Source organism: Chryseobacterium sp. CH25, assembly GCF_004119455.1.
Lineage (GTDB): Bacteria > Bacteroidota > Bacteroidia > Flavobacteriales > Weeksellaceae > Chryseobacterium.
The window spans coordinates 925,436-942,953 of record NZ_NRQT01000001.1 but is presented as its reverse complement, the minus strand read 5'-3'; the positions used below and the strand labels follow the sequence as shown (position 1 = coordinate 942,953).

11 protein-coding genes and 1 pseudogene are annotated in these 17,518 nt (G+C 36.0%); 8 read left to right on the top strand and 4 right to left on the bottom strand.

The features are described 5' to 3' along the window. Positions 1–61 precede the first annotated feature (61 nt). On the bottom strand, positions 62–418 hold the full coding sequence (gene rplS / locus BOQ64_RS04210; RefSeq protein WP_002980648.1) for a 50S ribosomal protein L19: 357 nt from the start codon (positions 416–418) through the stop codon (positions 62–64). 295 nt (positions 419–713) lie between these two features. Here rplS and BOQ64_RS04205 point away from each other — a divergent pair, with 295 nt between their 5' ends. Next, positions 714–3,461, top strand: a complete 2,748-nt coding sequence (locus BOQ64_RS04205; protein WP_129058293.1) for a fibronectin type III domain-containing protein — start codon at positions 714–716, stop codon at positions 3,459–3,461. A 524-nt stretch (positions 3,462–3,985) separates the two neighbouring features. On the opposite strand, the gene BOQ64_RS04200 is transcribed toward BOQ64_RS04205, so the two are convergent. Further along, the gene (locus tag BOQ64_RS04200) at positions 3,986–5,518 is read right to left on the bottom strand and encodes a membrane-binding protein (RefSeq protein WP_129058294.1); all 1,533 of its coding nucleotides are present in this window, start codon (positions 5,516–5,518) and stop codon (positions 3,986–3,988) included. 388 nt (positions 5,519–5,906) lie between these two features. Here BOQ64_RS04200 and BOQ64_RS04195 point away from each other — a divergent pair, with 388 nt between their 5' ends. After that, entirely contained in the window at positions 5,907–6,608 is a 702-nt protein-coding gene (locus BOQ64_RS04195; RefSeq protein WP_129058295.1) for a CoA transferase subunit A, read from the top strand. Between the two features lie 269 nt (positions 6,609–6,877). Here BOQ64_RS04195 and BOQ64_RS04190 read toward each other — a convergent pair whose 3' ends face one another. Further along, positions 6,878–8,677 (bottom strand): ABC transporter ATP-binding protein, encoded by a 1,800-nt coding sequence (locus BOQ64_RS04190; RefSeq protein ID WP_129058296.1) that lies wholly within the window; start codon positions 8,675–8,677, stop codon positions 6,878–6,880. A gap of 244 nt (positions 8,678–8,921) precedes the next feature. Here BOQ64_RS04190 and BOQ64_RS04185 point away from each other — a divergent pair. Beyond that, a pseudogene (locus BOQ64_RS04185) lies at positions 8,922–9,574 on the top strand (CoA transferase subunit B). Positions 9,575–10,166: 592 nt separating this feature from the next. On the opposite strand, the gene BOQ64_RS04180 reads toward BOQ64_RS04185, so the two are convergent. Continuing rightward, positions 10,167–11,003, bottom strand: coding sequence for a DUF4197 domain-containing protein (locus tag BOQ64_RS04180; protein ID WP_129058297.1), 837 nt, complete (start codon positions 11,001–11,003; stop codon positions 10,167–10,169). Between the two features lie 291 nt (positions 11,004–11,294). Here BOQ64_RS04180 and BOQ64_RS04175 point away from each other — a divergent pair, with 291 nt between their 5' ends. The 5 genes from BOQ64_RS04175 to BOQ64_RS04155 all read left to right on the top strand — a co-directional run bounded on the left by BOQ64_RS04175 (position 11,295) and on the right by BOQ64_RS04155 (position 17,509). After that, positions 11,295–13,553 (top strand): family 20 glycosylhydrolase, encoded by a 2,259-nt coding sequence (locus BOQ64_RS04175; RefSeq protein ID WP_129058298.1) that lies wholly within the window; start codon positions 11,295–11,297, stop codon positions 13,551–13,553. A gap of 19 nt (positions 13,554–13,572) precedes the next feature. Beyond that, entirely contained in the window at positions 13,573–14,208 is a 636-nt protein-coding gene (locus BOQ64_RS04170) for a Crp/Fnr family transcriptional regulator (RefSeq protein ID WP_129058299.1), read from the top strand. Positions 14,209–14,422: 214 nt separating this feature from the next. Continuing rightward, positions 14,423–15,217, top strand: coding sequence for a sulfite exporter TauE/SafE family protein (locus tag BOQ64_RS04165; RefSeq protein ID WP_129058300.1), 795 nt, complete (start codon positions 14,423–14,425; stop codon positions 15,215–15,217). A gap of 302 nt (positions 15,218–15,519) precedes the next feature. After that, positions 15,520–16,932 carry an MBL fold metallo-hydrolase gene (locus BOQ64_RS04160; protein WP_129058301.1) on the top strand — a complete coding sequence of 471 codons (1,413 nt, stop codon included), beginning with the start codon at positions 15,520–15,522 and terminating at the stop codon, positions 16,930–16,932. Between the two features lie 13 nt (positions 16,933–16,945). Continuing rightward, positions 16,946–17,509: a YeeE/YedE family protein gene (locus tag BOQ64_RS04155; RefSeq protein ID WP_129058302.1), complete on the top strand. Its 564-nt coding sequence runs from the start codon at positions 16,946–16,948 to the stop codon at positions 17,507–17,509. Positions 17,510–17,518 lie beyond the last annotated feature (9 nt).

Sequence of the window (17,518 nt, the reverse complement as noted above, 5' to 3'; positions counted from 1 at the left end):
TATAAAAAAAGGAAGCTGTTTACGAGTAAACAGCTTCCTTTTGCATTTATTGTTGTCTGAATTATTTCTTCTTGTAAGCAGCGTCTTTAATTCTCGCTTTTTTACCTCTAAGATCTCTGAAGTAGTAGATTCTAGCTCTTCTAACTCTACCTCTTCTGTCAACCTCGATTTTTTGAAGTGCAGGCATGTTGATAGGGAATACTCTTTCTACACCTACATCACCAGACATTTTTCTGATTGTGAAAGTTTTTGTAGAACCAGTACCTCTTAATTGGATAACTGTCCCTTTGAAGAACTGAGTTCTAGTCTTTTGTCCTTCTTTAATTTCGTAATACACAGTAATTGTATCACCTGCTTTGAATTCAGGGAATTCTTTTTTCGCAATGTACTTGTCTTGTACGTACTTTAATAAATCCATTATTAATAAAATAAAATGTTAAAGCTAAGCAACTTACACGTTTATCGTCAGAGGTTGAATAACAGGTTGCAAATGTACAAAATAGTTTTTGAATACACCAAATATTTAATGTGTTAAAAACTATAATTTTTCCATTCAGATTTCATCAAAAAATTAACAGATTCTTTAAGATTCCATCAGACAGAGTTTATATGGGACATCTACTTTTGCCCGAAATAAAAATCAGAGGACTGATTTTTTTAAATTATTGATTCACAAATTAAAACTCTATATGTCATTTTAAAATTAAGCGATTATGAAACACTATTTCTTCTTTTTTTGTTTCGTGGCTCAAATGGCATTCGGGCAGGTTTTGTTCCCATATCTGCAAAACCCTACTCCGAATTCCATGATTGTCAATTGGAAGACTGCTTCCGATAACGAAACAACCGTAATTTACGGAGATTCCCCAAACAATCTGAATGTAACGGTAACCGGTACTACCAACATCTTTTCAGATACAGGTTACAACAATAACTACTATTATCACACAGCAAAAATTGCCAACCTGCAACCAAATACCAAGTATTATTATAAGATTAAAACCGGAACTAATGAATCTGCGGTATACAATTTCAGAACACTTCCTTTGCCAGGGCAACCTGTAACAGCTAATGGAAAAATCCGTTTCCTGATTATGGGAGATAACCAGATCAAAGCAGAGCCGAGGTATGACAGTCTTACTCTGAATGCTTTTAAAAAATTGAAAGAAAAATTCGGAGCCAATTCAGATCCATCTGATAATATTGCCCTTACTTTCATGGTAGGAGATCAGGTGGATGTAGGAACACTGGATCATTACGAGAATGTTCACTTCAAAAAGAATATCAAACTATCCCCTTATCTGCCTATTCAGACTACTGTAGGAAACCATGAAACATATGGAAGCTTAGGGATGAATTCTTATTATGCCCATTTCTATATCGATGAAATCAAGTATAAAGGGATTACTTCCGGAAACGAGAATTATTATGCGCAGCAGGCAGGAAATGTTCTGTTTATCAGTTTAAGTTCTGAGCATACGGGATCTGCACAGCAAATATGGCTTCAGCAGATTTTAAATGAAGCCAATAATGATCCTACGGTAGATTGGATCATCTCATTAAGCCACAGACCTTATCAGGCAGAGCAGTATGTAGGGGATATTTCAACATGGGTAAGAAACAATGCAGTTCCGCTTTTGGTAACATCTGATAAATATCTGATGCACGTTGGAGCCCACCACCATTTATACCACAGAGGACAGTTGAAAAATACCCCAAATTATCAGATTATTTCAGGAGGAACAGCTTGGGATCAGTATTGGGGAATGTCTAATGAACAGGATTTTGATGATGTTCAGAAAACATTAACGGATTGGACCTATCAAATCGTAGAGGTGGATATTCCAACCGGAAAAGTAGATATAGAATGTTACTCTATTGGTGGAAAATATACCAAGAAAAGTAATGAACTGGTAGACTCTTTCCACAGATATAAGAATCAGCCAAAGCCGGCAAAACCATCCATTACCAATACATTTTCAGGTCCAATTACACTTCCTTTAACATTGAATGGTAGCGCTTTCTCATCATCTAACGGAGAACTTTTAAATACCACTCAGTTCTTAATCAGTAAAGCCGCAGATTTCTCTGTGATTGAAAAAGAATTTTACCGCGATTTTGAAAACTGGTTCGGAAAAGATGGAAACGGAAACCCGGATAAAACAAAGAATTTAAATGAAGGAGTAGACATTACAAAAGCATCACTAGCAGCAAATTCAATCCCGAACGGTACTTATTACGTGAAAATCCGTTACAGAGACAGAAATCTGGAGTGGAGTGACTGGAGTGATGTAAAACAGTTTGAAATCACTGGAAGTGTTGTTTCAAATCCTACATTTACTTTAGATAAAACGGAATATGCCCAAAATGAACCTATTGTTGCTACGTTTACCGGTGGCCCTGGAAATCAGCAGGATTGGGTAGGACTCTATAAAAAAGGACAGACACCAGGAGGAGGTGTGACTGCACAAACTTATGTTTATACTAACGGACAAACAGCAGGAACAGCTACTTTCAATAATGGTTTACCTAATAAAGGTCAATATTTTGCGGGATTCTTTGCGAACAATGGATATACAGACATCACATCAAGAAAAAGCTTTTATGTAGGTCCTAAAGTACAGTTGCAGGCTACAGCAGATACGTATCCGGTAGGTGGAACAGTAACCATCAATTTTACAAATGCTCCAAGTTTACAGAAAGACTGGATCGGGATTTATAAAATGGGACAGACTCCGGGAACTACAACTTCTATAAAATGGAGCTACGTAACTACAGCATCCGGAACACTTAATTTTACAGGACTTCCAAAAGGATACTACTATGCTCAGTACTTACTGGAAGACGGTTATAACGGAATCGGAGAAAAAGTATTCTTTAAAGTAGGAGACATTGTTACTGAGCTATGGATCAACAAACCAGTATTTTCATTAGGCGAAAATATTACCGCTTCATGGACGGATTCTCCGGGAATCATTAAAGACTGGCTGGGAATTTATCCTCAGAATATCCAGACTCCGGATGATAATTTTGTTTCTTATACTTATTTTGATGGAGTGACACAGGGTAATAAAACGATTACAGGAAATGTAAACGGAGTACCAACCACACCAGGAAACTATTATATGGTGATGTTTACCAACGACTCTTATACTGAAGTTTCAAACAGAGTACAGTTCCAGGTAAGCTCAGGATCTTTAGGAGTAGAAGAGGCAAAAAGTACAGAAAAGAATGTAATCCTGTATCCAAACCCTACAAAGCCGGGTGAACCAACGTTCATTAAGAGTGATTATCCAATTGAGAAAATAGAATTGGTATCGGCAGCAGGAGAATTACTGTATGAATCAAAGAATATTCATAACCAACGTTTCTCATTAGTGAATGAAAACCTTCCGAAAGGAGTATACTTTGTAAAAGTTCACGCAAGAAAACTATTTACTTTAAAATTGATTATTCAATAACTAAGATCATAATATAACAAAAGTAACAGGCTGCCAGAAATGACAGCCTGTTTGTTTATATCAATTTAGATATTGTTTCCCACAGATTACACAGATTACACAGATTTTTCACAAACTTCTGCGAAATCTGCGAGAGATAAAATCATGATAAATAAAACGCTGGCTTCATCAAATCAATGCTAATTGATTCCTCTTAGCTTCCTTAAAATATTTCATTATTAATCTTAAAACTTTGCGTTTTAAAAACATGAGAATTTCAAACCATTAAGAAGAGTGAAGATTTTAAGAAAAATTAAGCTTCATCCAAGAAGAGTTTAAGATGTTGCTAAACAAATAACTTTAGCTGCTCTCCTTAAATCTTCTTATCCTCTTAAAAATCTTAATGGTTTAAACTTTCCACAAACATCTGCGAAATCCTTGTGATCTGCGGGAAATAAAAATAAAAAGCCAGATTTTAAGCCCCAAAAAAGCAGCTCCAAAAATGAAACCGCTTTTATATGATCAAATATCAAATGAACTTGTCTTTATTCAAAATTAGTGTTCAATTGATCTTCCTGAATGATAATCTGGCTCTCGCTAGAGAAGTTATCACCAGTATCAGCCATAATTTTAGAATCCTGAACAAGCTTTCCTTCTGAATTATAAACCTTCAATAAGATCCATTTCCCATTACGTTCAAGCTCTTTTGCTCCGTAGTAATCCTTTATTCTTATTTTTCCGCTTTGAAGAATTCCCCCTTTTACAGAAGATTTATTCGCTGGTTTCCCCTTAATATATTGTACAATCTGAGCAGTAAAACTGTAGTCGTATTCATCATCATTTAGAGGTTGGTTATAAGTGTACAAAATAGCACCCTTATTATCATATACCGTTGCATCGTAAGCAGTTTGCTTAGCATTTAATTTCTTTTCAAACTTAAGCTTATTCTCTTCAGTATAGTTTTTTGTATTCACCAAAACACCTTCCTTATACTGTATTTCGGTAAGTCCTTCGTAAGAGGTACCGTTGTAAGGAGTATCATCTTTATAAGTTAATGTGGATCTTAACTTTCCATCAGGAGTATAATATTTAATTTCCTGAGTAGATCCGTCTTTTAATGTTTTTTCCGTTAAAAGTTTTCCTTCTTCACTAAACTCCTTATTAAGAATCTGATCACCACCTTTATAAACATCTATTGTTGAGATGTGGCTGTAATCATAGCTGAACTGATAATCTTCGCCATCCATAGGTTTGTACGTATCATTTTCTTTTTCATATTGATACGTTAGGTTAGCGATCTTTTTCCCAGATTCATCGTAAGTGGTTTTGGAGCCGTCTTTTTTGCCTCTTTTCTGTTCCTGCAGAATATTCCCATTTTTTGAATAGATGATTCCTTCTTTGATGGAACCATCACTTTTATACTTTTCAATTTTGGAAACCCTCATTGGATTATAGTAATAGTCTACCTGAGTACTTTCGCTGTTAGATTCAGAGCTGCCACTACCAATATACTTACCTTTTTCACCGTAGTATTTATTTTCGTAGGTGCCGTTTTTACCTATAATGCTTTCGGTTCTGATTCCTTTGATATCCTCATCGTAAATAACCGTTTGGATTGGAGTAGAATTCTCATATACGGTAAGTGAGTTATAATAATATTCATTTTCAGGATCTTTATAACTGAATGATTTTCCTGAAAAAGTACCATCAGCTTTATAAACCAGGTCTTCAATTAATTTCCCTTTAGCATCATAATTCTGAGAAACGCCAACCTGTTTCCCTTTAGAGTAGTTTACAACACTCATTACTTTTCCTTCAGGGGTGTACCATGTTACTTTACCATCAAAAACCTCATTGCTTGGAGTGGTATCAGAAGCCAGCCCTTCCATTTGAAGGGTTCCGTTTTTATAAAAGTCTTTAATTAAGGTAAGCTTACCTTTTGGAGATGTTTCACGGTAATATTCCATGTTTTCCTGGGTGGTTTTTTCCCAGTTTTCATCAAAATAAGTTTTTTCCTGCGCATATACGTTGATGCTGAGTACTAATGCAAGTAACGCGGACGTAAATAGTTTTTTCATGTTTTATATTAAGTTCTGATTTTAAGTTTGTGATAATTAGCTTTTGAATACCAATATGAATGAAAATAAAAGGTAAAAGCATTGAAGAGACAGCAGTAAGCCGTCAGAAATAATTTTTACATTTAAGATTGTGTTTATATCAATTATATCCGAAGATTAAAAAATATGTGGTGTTTATGAATTTGAAGCCCCAAATATAAATCAATTTTACGAGATTTATAGAAAAAATGAACCAGTTTGTTCACTTTTGGCTGTAAAAATCTGAATATGATCTTTTTAATATGAAAAACAGGTATTCAGGATGGGATAGGAATCAGGATCTTTTTTCATTCATCGCAGATACAATAAATTTTTATTAAATTTAGCCAACAGAAAAATCTAATATTTCATGATAGATAAAAGAGTAAAAAATGCAAAGGAAGCCATCGAAGGAATTAAAGATGGAATGACGCTGATGCTGGGCGGATTTGGACTTTGTGGAATTCCTGAAAATTCAATCAATGCCCTGGTGGAAAGTGATGTGAAAGATCTTACCTGCATCTCAAACAATGCCGGAGTAGATGACTTTGGACTGGGATTACTGCTTCATAAAAGACAAATCAAGAAAATGATCTCTTCCTATGTGGGAGAAAATGCTGAGTTTGAAAGACAAATGCTTTCAGGAGAACTTGAAGTAGAGCTTACTCCACAGGGAACTTTAGCTGAAAAGTGCAGAGCAGCTCAGGCTGGAATTCCGGCTTTCTACACTCCGGCAGGGTATGGAACTGAAGTGGCAGAAGGGAAAGAAGTAAAAGAATTCAAAGGAAAACCTCACATTTTAGAACATGCTTTTGATGCTGATTTTTCTATCGTAAAAGCATGGAAAGGAGATCATGCCGGCAACCTTATTTTCAAAGGATCTGCAAGAAACTTCAATCATCCAATGGCTGGTGCAGGAAAAATTACCATTGCTGAAGTAGAAGAACTGGTAGAACCGGGAGAACTAGATCCTAATGAGATTCATATTCCGGGAATTATGATTCAGAGAATTTTCCAGGGAGAAAAATTTGAAAAAAGAATCGAGCAAAGAACCGTTAGAACGAAAGAATAAATTTCTGAAGAATACAATTTATATAAAAAAGCGCTGAATATATTTTCAGCGCTTTTTTATTGAGTAAGCTTAACTTTTTCTAGTGTCTTTTTGTTGTGCTGTCATTCTGAATGAAGCAGCGCGGAATGAAGAATCTCAAGATAAAATTTTCCCGCAGATTTCACAGACTTTTAATTGCCACGAATGCACGAATAAAAAGAATTCGTGCATTCGTGGCAAAATATAATACAGCTTAATCAGCGACTTTGTCGCCATCTTTATTTCTACGATTATTGTGGAACAGTTGTTTTCCTTTCCCCAATCTGCTGTCTCCACATGGCATAATAAAGCCCTTTTTCAGCAATCAGATGATCGTGAGAACCTGTTTCTACAATCTGTCCGCGCTCCAGTACATAGATTTTGTCTGCATGCATGATGGTGCTTAATCGGTGAGCAATCAGAACGGTAATCTGCTCTCTTTCCTCAGAGATGTCCTTTATGGTAGAGGTAATTTCCTCCTCAGTAATGCTATCTAAAGCAGAAGTAGCTTCATCAAAAATCAACAGATGAGGTTTTCTTAAAAGTGCTCTTGCAATAGCGATTCTTTGTTTTTCACCCCCACTTAATTTCAATCCGCCTTCTCCGATAACCGTTTCAATCCCTTTTTCAGCCCTTTCCAGTAAGGCAGTGCAACTTGATTTCTGCAAAGCAATGGCAAGTTCCTGTTCAGTAGCTTTAGGATTCACAAAAAGAAGGTTTTCTTTAATAGTTCCTGCAAAAAGCTGGGTATCCTGTGTCACAAAGCCAATCTGATTTCTCAGTTCATCAAAATCAAATTCCTTTCCATTAATTTCATTGTAAAAAATATTCCCTTCCTGAGGTCTGTAGAGTCCAACCAATAATTTTACCAGTGTACTTTTCCCGGATCCACTTGGCCCCACAAATGCAATGGTTTCTCCATTTTTAACATCAAAAGAAATATTATTCAGTGCTTTATACTGAGCCGACTGATGTTTGAAAGAAACATGCTTGAATTCCAGTTCTTCAATCGCCCCAATCTGTTTCGGGTGAAGCGGTTTTTCTTCCACGTCTTTTTTCATTAAACGGTCAAAATTCTGAAGAGAGGCCTCAGCTTCACGATAGGAGATAATAATATTTCCGATCTCCTGCATAGGCCCGAAAATAAAGAAGCCATAAAACATCAGGGAAAGGTATTGTCCCGGAGTAACAATATTTTTAAAGATCAGATATAAAAGTGTCAGGGTAATCATCTGCTGAAGAAAATTTACCATTGTTCCCTGGATAAAGCTTAAGGAACGGATGCTTTTAACCTTTCTCAATTCAAGACCCAGAATTTTATACGTGTTGTTATTCAGACGGATTACTTCCTGATTCGTTAAACCTAAACTCTTTACAATTTCTATATTTCTAAGACTTTCCGTAGTACTTCCTGCTAAAGCTGTGGTTTCAGAAACAATATTTTTCTGAATGACTTTGATCCTTTTACTCAATAAATTCGTGATAAAAGCAATCAGGAAAATTCCACAGATATACACTGGCATAATCGACCAATGCAGGCGGATCGCATATACAGAAACGAAAATAATACTTACCAGAATCCCAAAGAAAATATTAATGAAATTAGTAATAAACTTCACTGAATCCTCTCTTACTTTCGTTAAAATAGATAAGGTTTCGCCACTTCTCTGGTCCTCAAACTCCTGATAAGGCAATGCCATTGAATGTTTTAAACCATCCGTAAAGATTTTAGCTCCAAACTTCTGAGTAATAACACTCACCACATAATCCTGAAATGCTTTGGCAATTCTACTCACCATCGCGGTTCCGATCAGTAAACCTAAGAAATAGAAGGCTCCGTGATATACAGAGGTTCCATAAAGATATTGATCTATATTTCTTGGTAAAAGTTTTTCTTTGTCAAAGAAATTGGGATGAGTAACCAATTGGTCCAGAATATTCCCTGTAATCGCAGGAGCAAATAAAGAGAAAACCTGATTAATGGTAGCCAATAGCAAAGAAATAACAATCAGCCATTGATAAGGTTTAAGGTATTTTAAAAGTATCTTCATTCTAGTAAATAATGGTACAAAATTAATGATATTATTTTTACTAACGATGTTAATTATAAATGACAATACTCTGTTGTTGAGGAAGATTAAAAATCAGGTTCCGGAAAAAGGAAGTTATACAGTTTATAAGTAATATAGTCGTTTTCGGACCAATGTTAACCTCCAGCCTCCAGCTTCCAACTTCCTGCTCCAACCCCTTTTGTATTCGGCTGAAAATATTTAAATTGCAGTCTAAGTTTTAATTATGCTTACAAAAGAACAAATTGCCAAAAGAATTTCAAAAGAACTGAGAGATCGTTATTATGTAAACCTGGGAATCGGAATTCGACTTTGGTTGCCAACTATGTTCCGGAAGGTATTTCCGTAGAATTCCAGAGTGAAAACGGAGTTCTTGGAATGGGACCTTTCCCTTTTGAAGGAGAAGAAGATGCAGATATCATCAACGCCGGAAAACAGACCATTACTATTTTAGAAGGAGGTTCATTCTTTGATTCCGCTTTTAGTTTCGGGATGATCCGCGGGCAGAAAGTAGACCTTACCATACTTGGAGCAATGGAAGTTTCCGAGAACGGAGATATTGCTAACTGGAAAATTCCGGGAAAAATGGTGAAAGGAATGGGTGGTGCAATGGATTTAGTAGCTTCTGCAGAAAATATTATCGTTGCTATGATGCACGTAAACAAAGCTGGAGAAAGTAAAATCCTTAAAAAATGTACGCTTCCATTAACGGGTGTAAACTGTGTGAAAAAAGTTGTTACTGAATTAGCTGTACTGGAAGTCACTCCAAAAGGTTTCAAACTGCTGGAAAGAGCACCGGGAGTTTCAGTAGAAGACATCATCAAAGCTACAGAAGCAGATCTTATCATTGAAGGTGAAATTCCTGAAATGCAATTCTAAATATAATATAAACCTTGCTCACCGCAAGGTTTTTTTATTTCAATCCCCGTAATGTTCTAAGAATAAAAAAGAATCTGAATCAGGAGTATTGCTGTCATTCTGAATGAAGCTTTGCGTAATGAAGAATCTCTTAAAACCATATTTTTCTCTCGCAGATTCTGGAGATTACGCAGATTTTTAATCGCCACAAATGCACGAATTCTTTTTTTTATTCGTGGCAAAATATCATATCGTTTAATCAACGGAATTGTTACCATCATCATTCACTTGAAATCTATTTTGGTAGAAATACTTTTACTTCTTTTAAATAGAAGCTGATTGATTGGAATGACATAGGAGTCCGGAGCGTTAAAAAAATAATTTCTGTGAACGTTAAGAAAATTTTTCTGTCTGAGTGCGGGACAAATTCTGATAATATCATTAGATAGCTACCGCACGAGTTTAAAATTTTTAGAGAACAGAATTTATTTTTAGCAAAGGAATCCAAGTCTTGAATTTGTTTCTTTTGTTTCAAGACAAAAGAAATTAAGGTATAAATAAAAAAGGCTGCTTCATGTGTGAAACAACCTTTCTATTCTATTTAAATTTTAATTTATCTATTAGCATCCTGCGCTCCGAAAACCTTTTGCAATATGCTTGTGGTTCTCATTGCCGGCGAATTTCTGATTCCACTTTCCTTATCCGCTACCATTTTGAATACTCCGTTAATCGTTTCTGTAGTCACATATTCATTAAGATCAGTGGTTACAGATTGTCCCGTAAATGTGTTGTATTTTGAAATAAGGTTCTTCCAAACTGCATCAGCACCTACTTTTCCTAGAGAAGCTTTTACTTTTGGCTGGAAAGCTGTAAATAACTGAGCCTGAGTTTTGCTTTGAAGATAACCTGTTGCAGCGTTATTGCTACCCAACAAAATATTTTTAGCATCTGTGATCGTCATAGAAGTGATGGCGTTGGTGAAAATGGGTGCAGCTTCCGTTACAGCATCTTCTGCAGCTCTGTTCAATAATTTTACACCTTCATCAGCAAGGCTGCCTAATCCTACAGAACGTAGCGTCATATCAACCTTTCTTAATTTTTCAGGCATTAAGATTTTTACCGCTTCATTTTTCAAAAAACCGTCTGTTAACGCCAGTTTCTTCACTCCATCCGTTACTCCAAGACTTAACGCTTCTTTTAATCCCGAAGAAATCTGAGTTGAGGTAAGACTTCCCACATTAAGAGGAGAGGCTTTGGTTGAAGTAGAGATAGGAGTTGTTGTGGTTGTGTTCGTATTTGTTGTAACTGTAGTGGAACCTTTGGTAGCCTTTGGATTGTTAAGATCAATTCCTGTTTGGTCTTTAACTGTTGATTTTAGAATATCAAGAAGTTGTGCCTGTGTAGAAATAGAAAGGAATAATCCGGCTGCTATAAAAATGCTTTTTCTCATTGTATTTTTTTTACAAATTTAGATGTTTAATCTTTTAGTGACGTATGCTTATCAAAAAATAAACCATTATTTTTTTTTCGATTTGGAAAAAGAGTGTGTTGTTGATTTAAATGTTTGATTTTTAATCTGTTTTGAAAATTAAAAAAACTTGTTCACTAATTGAGTTATTAACGATATTTCAGAAAAGTAATTGTTCTTTTTAGTGTAAATTTTTATGGGTAAAATAGAGAATCTGAACCATTTCAAAGTTTTGAAAAATAAGTATATTAGCTAAAACTTTAACCCCACCCAATGGTACGAACCTTTTTAGTATTTTTTGCATTGCTTTCAACTCTAATGTTTGCTCAAAATAAATTGAATGTTATTCCTTACCCTCAGAAAATTGAATTTTTACAGGGAGAATTTGCAATCCCGGCTACTTTTGTATTAAGCGGTGATCTGCCGAAAGAGGAGACTGAATATTTCAAAAAACGAATAGGTTCTCAGTTAGAATTTCAATATGCTCAGAAAGGTGGTGGCATCCACTTGACGAATTCTGTAATTCCTTCCAGAATAGATGCGGAACAGAAAAAAGAATATTATTCATTAGAAATTTCTCCAAAGCAGATTCATATTAAGTCTTATACCAAGCAAGGATATTTTCTGGCGCTGCAAACTTTAATTCAGATTATTGATCAGTATAAGGATACTAAGAAAATTCCGGTGATGAAAATCGAAGATCAGCCCAAGTTTGCGTGGAGAGGAATGCATCTTGATGTCTGCCGTCACTTTTTCACAGTAGATGAGGTGAAGCAATACATAGATTATCTGGCAATGTACAAGCTGAATACTTTTCATTGGCATTTAGCCGATGACCAGGGGTGGAGAATTGAAATCAAAAAATATCCGAAGCTTACGCAGATTGGTTCAAAACGTAAAGAATCAATGATTGGAGCTTATGTGGACAATACCTTCGATGGAAAACCTTACGGCCCTTATTTTTATACTCAGGAACAGATTAAAGATGTTGTGAAATATGCTAAGGAAAGGCATATAACAGTGGTTCCGGAGATTGAAATGCCTGGTCATGCCCTTGCAGCATTATCTGCTTATCCCGAATTGGCCTGTACCAAAGGACCTTTTGAATCGGCTACGAAATGGGGCGTTTTTGATGATGTCTTCTGTCCAAAAGATGAAACATTTACATTTCTGGAGAATGTTTTAGATGAGTTGATGAAATTGTTTCCGTCTCAGTACATTCATATCGGAGGTGATGAATGCCCTAAAACAAGATGGAAAGAATGTGCCCACTGCCAGGATCTGATTAAAAAGAATAATCTGAAGGATGAACATGGGCTGCAAAGCTATTTCATTCATAGAATTGAAAAATACATCAACAGTAAAGGGCGAAAAATTATTGGATGGGATGAAATTCTGGAAGGAGGATTAGCTCCAAATGCCGCTGTAATGAGCTGGACAGGGGTAAACGGCGGAATTGAAGCTGCAAAAGCAAAACATTTTGCTGTGATGACACCAGGCTCTTACTGCTATTTTGACCATTATCAAGGAGATCCGCAGTCTGAACCTAATGCGTTTGGAGGGTTTACGCCATTGGATAAAGTATATTCCTATAACCCGATTCCTGTAGAATTAAATGCTGAACAGGCTCAATATATTCTGGGTGTTCAGGCTAATTTATGGACTGAATATATTCTGGATTTCAAACAGGTACAGTATATGATTTTCCCAAGATTAATGGCACTTTCCGAAGTAGGCTGGGGAACTTCAGATCCTAAAAATTATAAAGATTTTGAAAACAGAGTCATTAGCCATTTCAAAATACTTGATAAGATGAATGTTAACTATGCGAAAAGTATTTATAACATCTCAGGAAAAGTAATTCCTTCAAACAATGGAATTTCTTATGAACTTTCTACATCACAAAATCCAAACGGAATCAGATATACTTTGGATGGAACTGTTCCAACCGTAAACTCGAAAACGTATCAGAATCCTGTTTCCATCCCCAATTCTTTAACGGTTAAATCTGCTTATTTTGAAGGAGAACAGTTAAAAAGTGCCATTTCATCACAAGATTTTATCATATCAAAATCAACAGGAAAGAAGATTACTCTAGAGCAGCAGCCGAATGAAAACTACTCATTTGGAGGAGCTTTTACACTGGTAGACGGAATTATTGGAAATGTAAAGAAGTTGGGTAAAACATGGTTAGGTTTTCAGGGAAAAGATGTAGTAGCAACGATCGATTTGGGACAGAAAACCGATTTCTCGGAAATCTATTTTAATACCTTGGAAAATAAAGGTAGCTGGATTCACCTTGCAAAATCCGCTAAAATCTATGTTTCTGATGACAACAAAAATTTTAGAGCCATCAAAGAAATAGGAAAGGAGGATATTCAAAATGCCAAAGGAAAAATACAGCTTAAACTAGGTAATCAAAATGCGAGATATCTGAAAATTAGTATTGAAAACGCAGGAATCATCCCAGCCGGAAATCCTGGTGCAGATTCAAAAGCGTGGCTGTTTGTTGATGAAATTGGCGTAAATTAGCCCTATTGAAATTGAAAACATGCAGGATACCATACTTTCCAACGAATTTTCTTCTTCACCCGAGCTGGTTGAAAAACTCTATCAGTACGGAATCACCAAAAACTATCATGAAGGAGATATTATTTTAGATGAAAATGCATCCATCCGTTCCATTCCCATCGTGATGAAAGGAATGATGAAGGTGATCCGGACAGAAGAAGACGGTCGTGAGATCCTGTTGTATTATATCAAAGCAGGAGAGAGCTGTATTATGTCTTTTCTGGGCGGAATGCACCATGAAAAGAGTATCGTAAAAGCCGAAATAGAAGAAGATGCCGAAATTCTTTTCCTGCCTGTAGATAAAGTTTCACTGTTCATTAAAGAACATCCTGAGTGGCTGGATTATATTTTCAGACTTTATCACAAACGCTTTGAAGAATTACTCGATATTATCAATGCCATTGCTTTCAAAAAAGTAGATGAAAGACTCCTGAATCTTCTCCATAAAAAATCAGAACTTACCAACTCAGATACTATCAATACGACTCATGAACAGCTTGCCAACGAATTGGGAACAGCTAGAGTAGTGGTATCAAGACTTCTCAAACAGCTTGAAGAAGATGGAAGATTAAAACTGGGCAGAAATAAAATCACTCTTTTAAAATCAACAGATTAATTACATCACCTTTATTTTTCTCACTTCCAGTTAATAATAAACGCTCACATTCCCTTCCTCCAGAGGGGTGGCGAAAATTCAAAGAATTTTTGAAGGGGTGGTTAGAAAAACATATAAACATGAATAGTATTTTCGCTTAAAGTTCTGTTATGTAACAAAAGTAGCTGTAGTTCTCCCCAAACAAATCCAATTTTGCATCATAATAGTTGAATAAATGGAAATTATAGGATATGCAGCATCCGTTTTAATCGGTATTTCTTTAGGCTTAATCGGTGGTGGTGGAAGTATTCTGACCGTTCCTGTATTGGTTTATCTTTTTGGAATTGATGCTTTGTTAGCTACAGAATATTCTCTTTTTATTGTTGGAGTGAGCAGTGCTGTAGGTTCTGTGAGCTATTTTAAAAAAGGACTGGTTGATTTTAAAGTAGCTCTGATATTTGGATTACCTTCTGTTATTTCAATCTTTCTAACCAGAATATATCTGCTGCCTCTCATTCCTGAGGAACTTTTAAATGTAAAAAGCTTTACAGTAACCAAAAATATTTTTCTATTGCTGATTTTTGCAATGTTAATGATCCTTGCTTCCTATAAGATGATTAAGAATCAAGCATCTGAAAATACTAATAGAAATGACTTTAATAAAAAGAAAGGTCTGTTGGTTGTCGGGCAGGGAACAATAGTAGGTATTTTAACCGGACTGGTAGGTGCAGGTGGAGGTTTTATGATTATTCCGGCATTGGTAAATCTTTTAAAAGTTCCGGTGAAAATGGCGATAGGAACTTCACTGGTTATTATCTCTTTAAACTCTCTGATTGGTTTCTCTTCATCCATCGGCAGTACAAAAATAGAATGGAATGTACTGATCTCCATTGCAGCAATTGCGATTATTGGAATTATCATCGGTTCCCAGATTTCAAAAAAGATTGATGGTGAAAAACTGAAACCGGCATTCGGATGGTTTATCCTTGTGATGGGTGTTTATATTATAGCGAAGGAACTATTTCTATAATTGAACTATAAATAAAAGTCACAAAAGCTTCATAACACTTAAGTAAAATATAAGTTATGATTCATACTGTTGAAAAGAGCACTTGAGCTTTATGAAAATCTATGATTTTTATCTTTAGTGTACTTCTTATGCAGTAATTTCTAAACTTTCTTAAGTGAACTAAAGGGTTTTAAAAAATAAGCTTTTGTGCCTTAAAAGATTAGATATAGGTTTCAAAATCCTGCTATGTAACAAAAGTAACTGTAGGAAAAAACTGAAATCATGAAATTTGTATAAGAAAACAAAATCAAAAATAAATAAAGATGAAAATAGAACAGATTTATACAGGATGTTTGGCTCAGGGAGCTTATTATATTACTTCAGCCGGAGAAGCGGCTATTATTGATCCTTTGCGGGAAACTCAACCTTATGTGGAAAGACTGGAAAAAGATGGAGTACAGCTAAAGTATATTTTTGAGACTCACTTTCACGCAGATTTTGTGAGTGGACATCTTGATTTAAGCAAAAAAACAGATGCTCCAATCGTTTACGGCCCCACTGCAAAGCCTGAATTTGAGGCGATCATTGCAAAAGACAGTCAGGTATTTGAAATTGGAGATATCAAAATAAAAGTCCTTCATACCCCAGGACATACTTTGGAAAGTAGCTGTTATCTATTGATTGATGAAGAGGGAAATGAACAGGCTCTTTTCAGTGGAGATACTTTATTTCTGGGAGATGTAGGCCGCCCGGATCTTGCACAAAAAGCTGCAGATATGACCCATGAAGATCTGGCGGGGCTGCTGTATGATAGTCTGTATCATAAAATATTACCTTTAAATGATAATATTACAGTATATCCCGCTCATGGAGCTGGCTCTGCATGTGGTAAAAATATGCAGAAAGAAACGGTTGATACATTAGGGAACCAAAAGGAAACAAACTATGCGCTTAATCAGAACAGTAAGGAAAACTTTATTAAGGCTGTAACAGATGGGCTTTTACCACCACCGGCATATTTCGGAATGAATGTGATGATGAATAAAAAAGGATATCATAGCTTTGATGAAGTATTATCACAAGGATTACATGCTCTTAAACCTGAACAGTTTGAAGAAATAGCAGAAGCTTCCGGAGCGTTGATTTTAGATGTGAGAAACAATGGTGAATTCGCTGAGGAATTTATTCCGCAATCAGTCAATATAGGACTGGATGGTGATTTTGCACCCTGGGTAGGAGCTTTGGTTGCAGATGTAAATCAGCCCATTCTGCTGGTGACAAAACCGGGAGAGGAAGAAGAAGCAGTAACCAGATTAAGCAGAGTAGGATTCGATCGTATTCTTGGATTTCTGGAAGGCGGTATTGAAGGATGGAAGAACAGTGGAAAAGAAACAGATTTTGTAAATCGTATTTCTGCCGGACAGTTTGCAGAAGAGATAGAAGGCAAAGAAGTGAAGATTATTGATGTAAGAAAAGAAAGTGAATATGCTGCGGAACATGTGAACGAAGCTTACAGTAAACCTTTGGCCTATATTAACGAATGGATAGATGAAATACAGCCGGAAGAACATTTCTATCTTCATTGTGCCGGAGGATACAGAAGCATGATGGCGGCCAGTATTCTTCAGGCAAGAGGGTACAGAAACTTTACGGAAGTTGAAGGTGGTTTTAAAGCCATTGCTGCTACAGAAGTTTCAAAAAGTGATTTTGTATGTCAGTCTAAAGTTTTAAAATAATAATAAAATAAATATGTTGGAGATTATAAAAGAACCATGGCCATGGTATATAGCAGGGCCATTAATCGGATTAACGGTGCCTGCTTTATTGATTATGGGAAACAAATCCTTTGGAATCAGTTCCTCGCTGAGACACATCTGTGCAGCTTGTGTACCAGCTAATGTCAACTTTTTTAAATATGACTGGAAAAAAGAAGCATGGAACTTATTTTTTGTATTGGGAATTTTCTTCGGAGGAATGATTGCAGCTAATTTTTTGCTAAACCCATCTGAAATTAACATTAATTCTGATCTGAAAACTGAGTTGGCAGGCTACGGAATTACAGATTATACTAATCTTGTTCCCGTTCAGCTGATGAATTTTGAAAGCCTTTTAACCTTGAGAGGGTTTGTAATGATGGTAGTAGGCGGATTTCTGGTAGGTTTTGGAACCCGGTATGCAGGCGGCTGCACCAGTGGGCATGCCATTATGGGGCTTTCTAACTTGCAATGGCCTTCTTTGGTTGCCACTATTTGCTTTATGATAGGCGGGTTTATAATGGCTAATCTTATTCTGCCAATGGTCCTTTCCCTATAAGTTTAATTT

Coding starts and splice junctions, on each gene's coding strand:
- rplS (WP_002980648.1), bottom strand. CDS start 418: ATGGATTTATTAAAGTACGTACAAGACAAGTACATTGCGAAAAAAGAA.
- BOQ64_RS04205 (WP_129058293.1), top strand. CDS start 714: ATGAAACACTATTTCTTCTTTTTTTGTTTCGTGGCTCAAATGGCATTC.
- BOQ64_RS04200 (WP_129058294.1), bottom strand. CDS start 5,518: ATGAAAAAACTATTTACGTCCGCGTTACTTGCATTAGTACTCAGCATC.
- BOQ64_RS04195 (WP_129058295.1), top strand. CDS start 5,907: ATGATAGATAAAAGAGTAAAAAATGCAAAGGAAGCCATCGAAGGAATT.
- BOQ64_RS04190 (WP_129058296.1), bottom strand. CDS start 8,677: ATGAAGATACTTTTAAAATACCTTAAACCTTATCAATGGCTGATTGTT.
- BOQ64_RS04180 (WP_129058297.1), bottom strand. CDS start 11,003: ATGAGAAAAAGCATTTTTATAGCAGCCGGATTATTCCTTTCTATTTCT.
- BOQ64_RS04175 (WP_129058298.1), top strand. CDS start 11,295: ATGGTACGAACCTTTTTAGTATTTTTTGCATTGCTTTCAACTCTAATG.
- BOQ64_RS04170 (WP_129058299.1), top strand. CDS start 13,573: ATGCAGGATACCATACTTTCCAACGAATTTTCTTCTTCACCCGAGCTG.
- BOQ64_RS04165 (WP_129058300.1), top strand. CDS start 14,423: ATGGAAATTATAGGATATGCAGCATCCGTTTTAATCGGTATTTCTTTA.
- BOQ64_RS04160 (WP_129058301.1), top strand. CDS start 15,520: ATGAAAATAGAACAGATTTATACAGGATGTTTGGCTCAGGGAGCTTAT.
- BOQ64_RS04155 (WP_129058302.1), top strand. CDS start 16,946: ATGTTGGAGATTATAAAAGAACCATGGCCATGGTATATAGCAGGGCCA.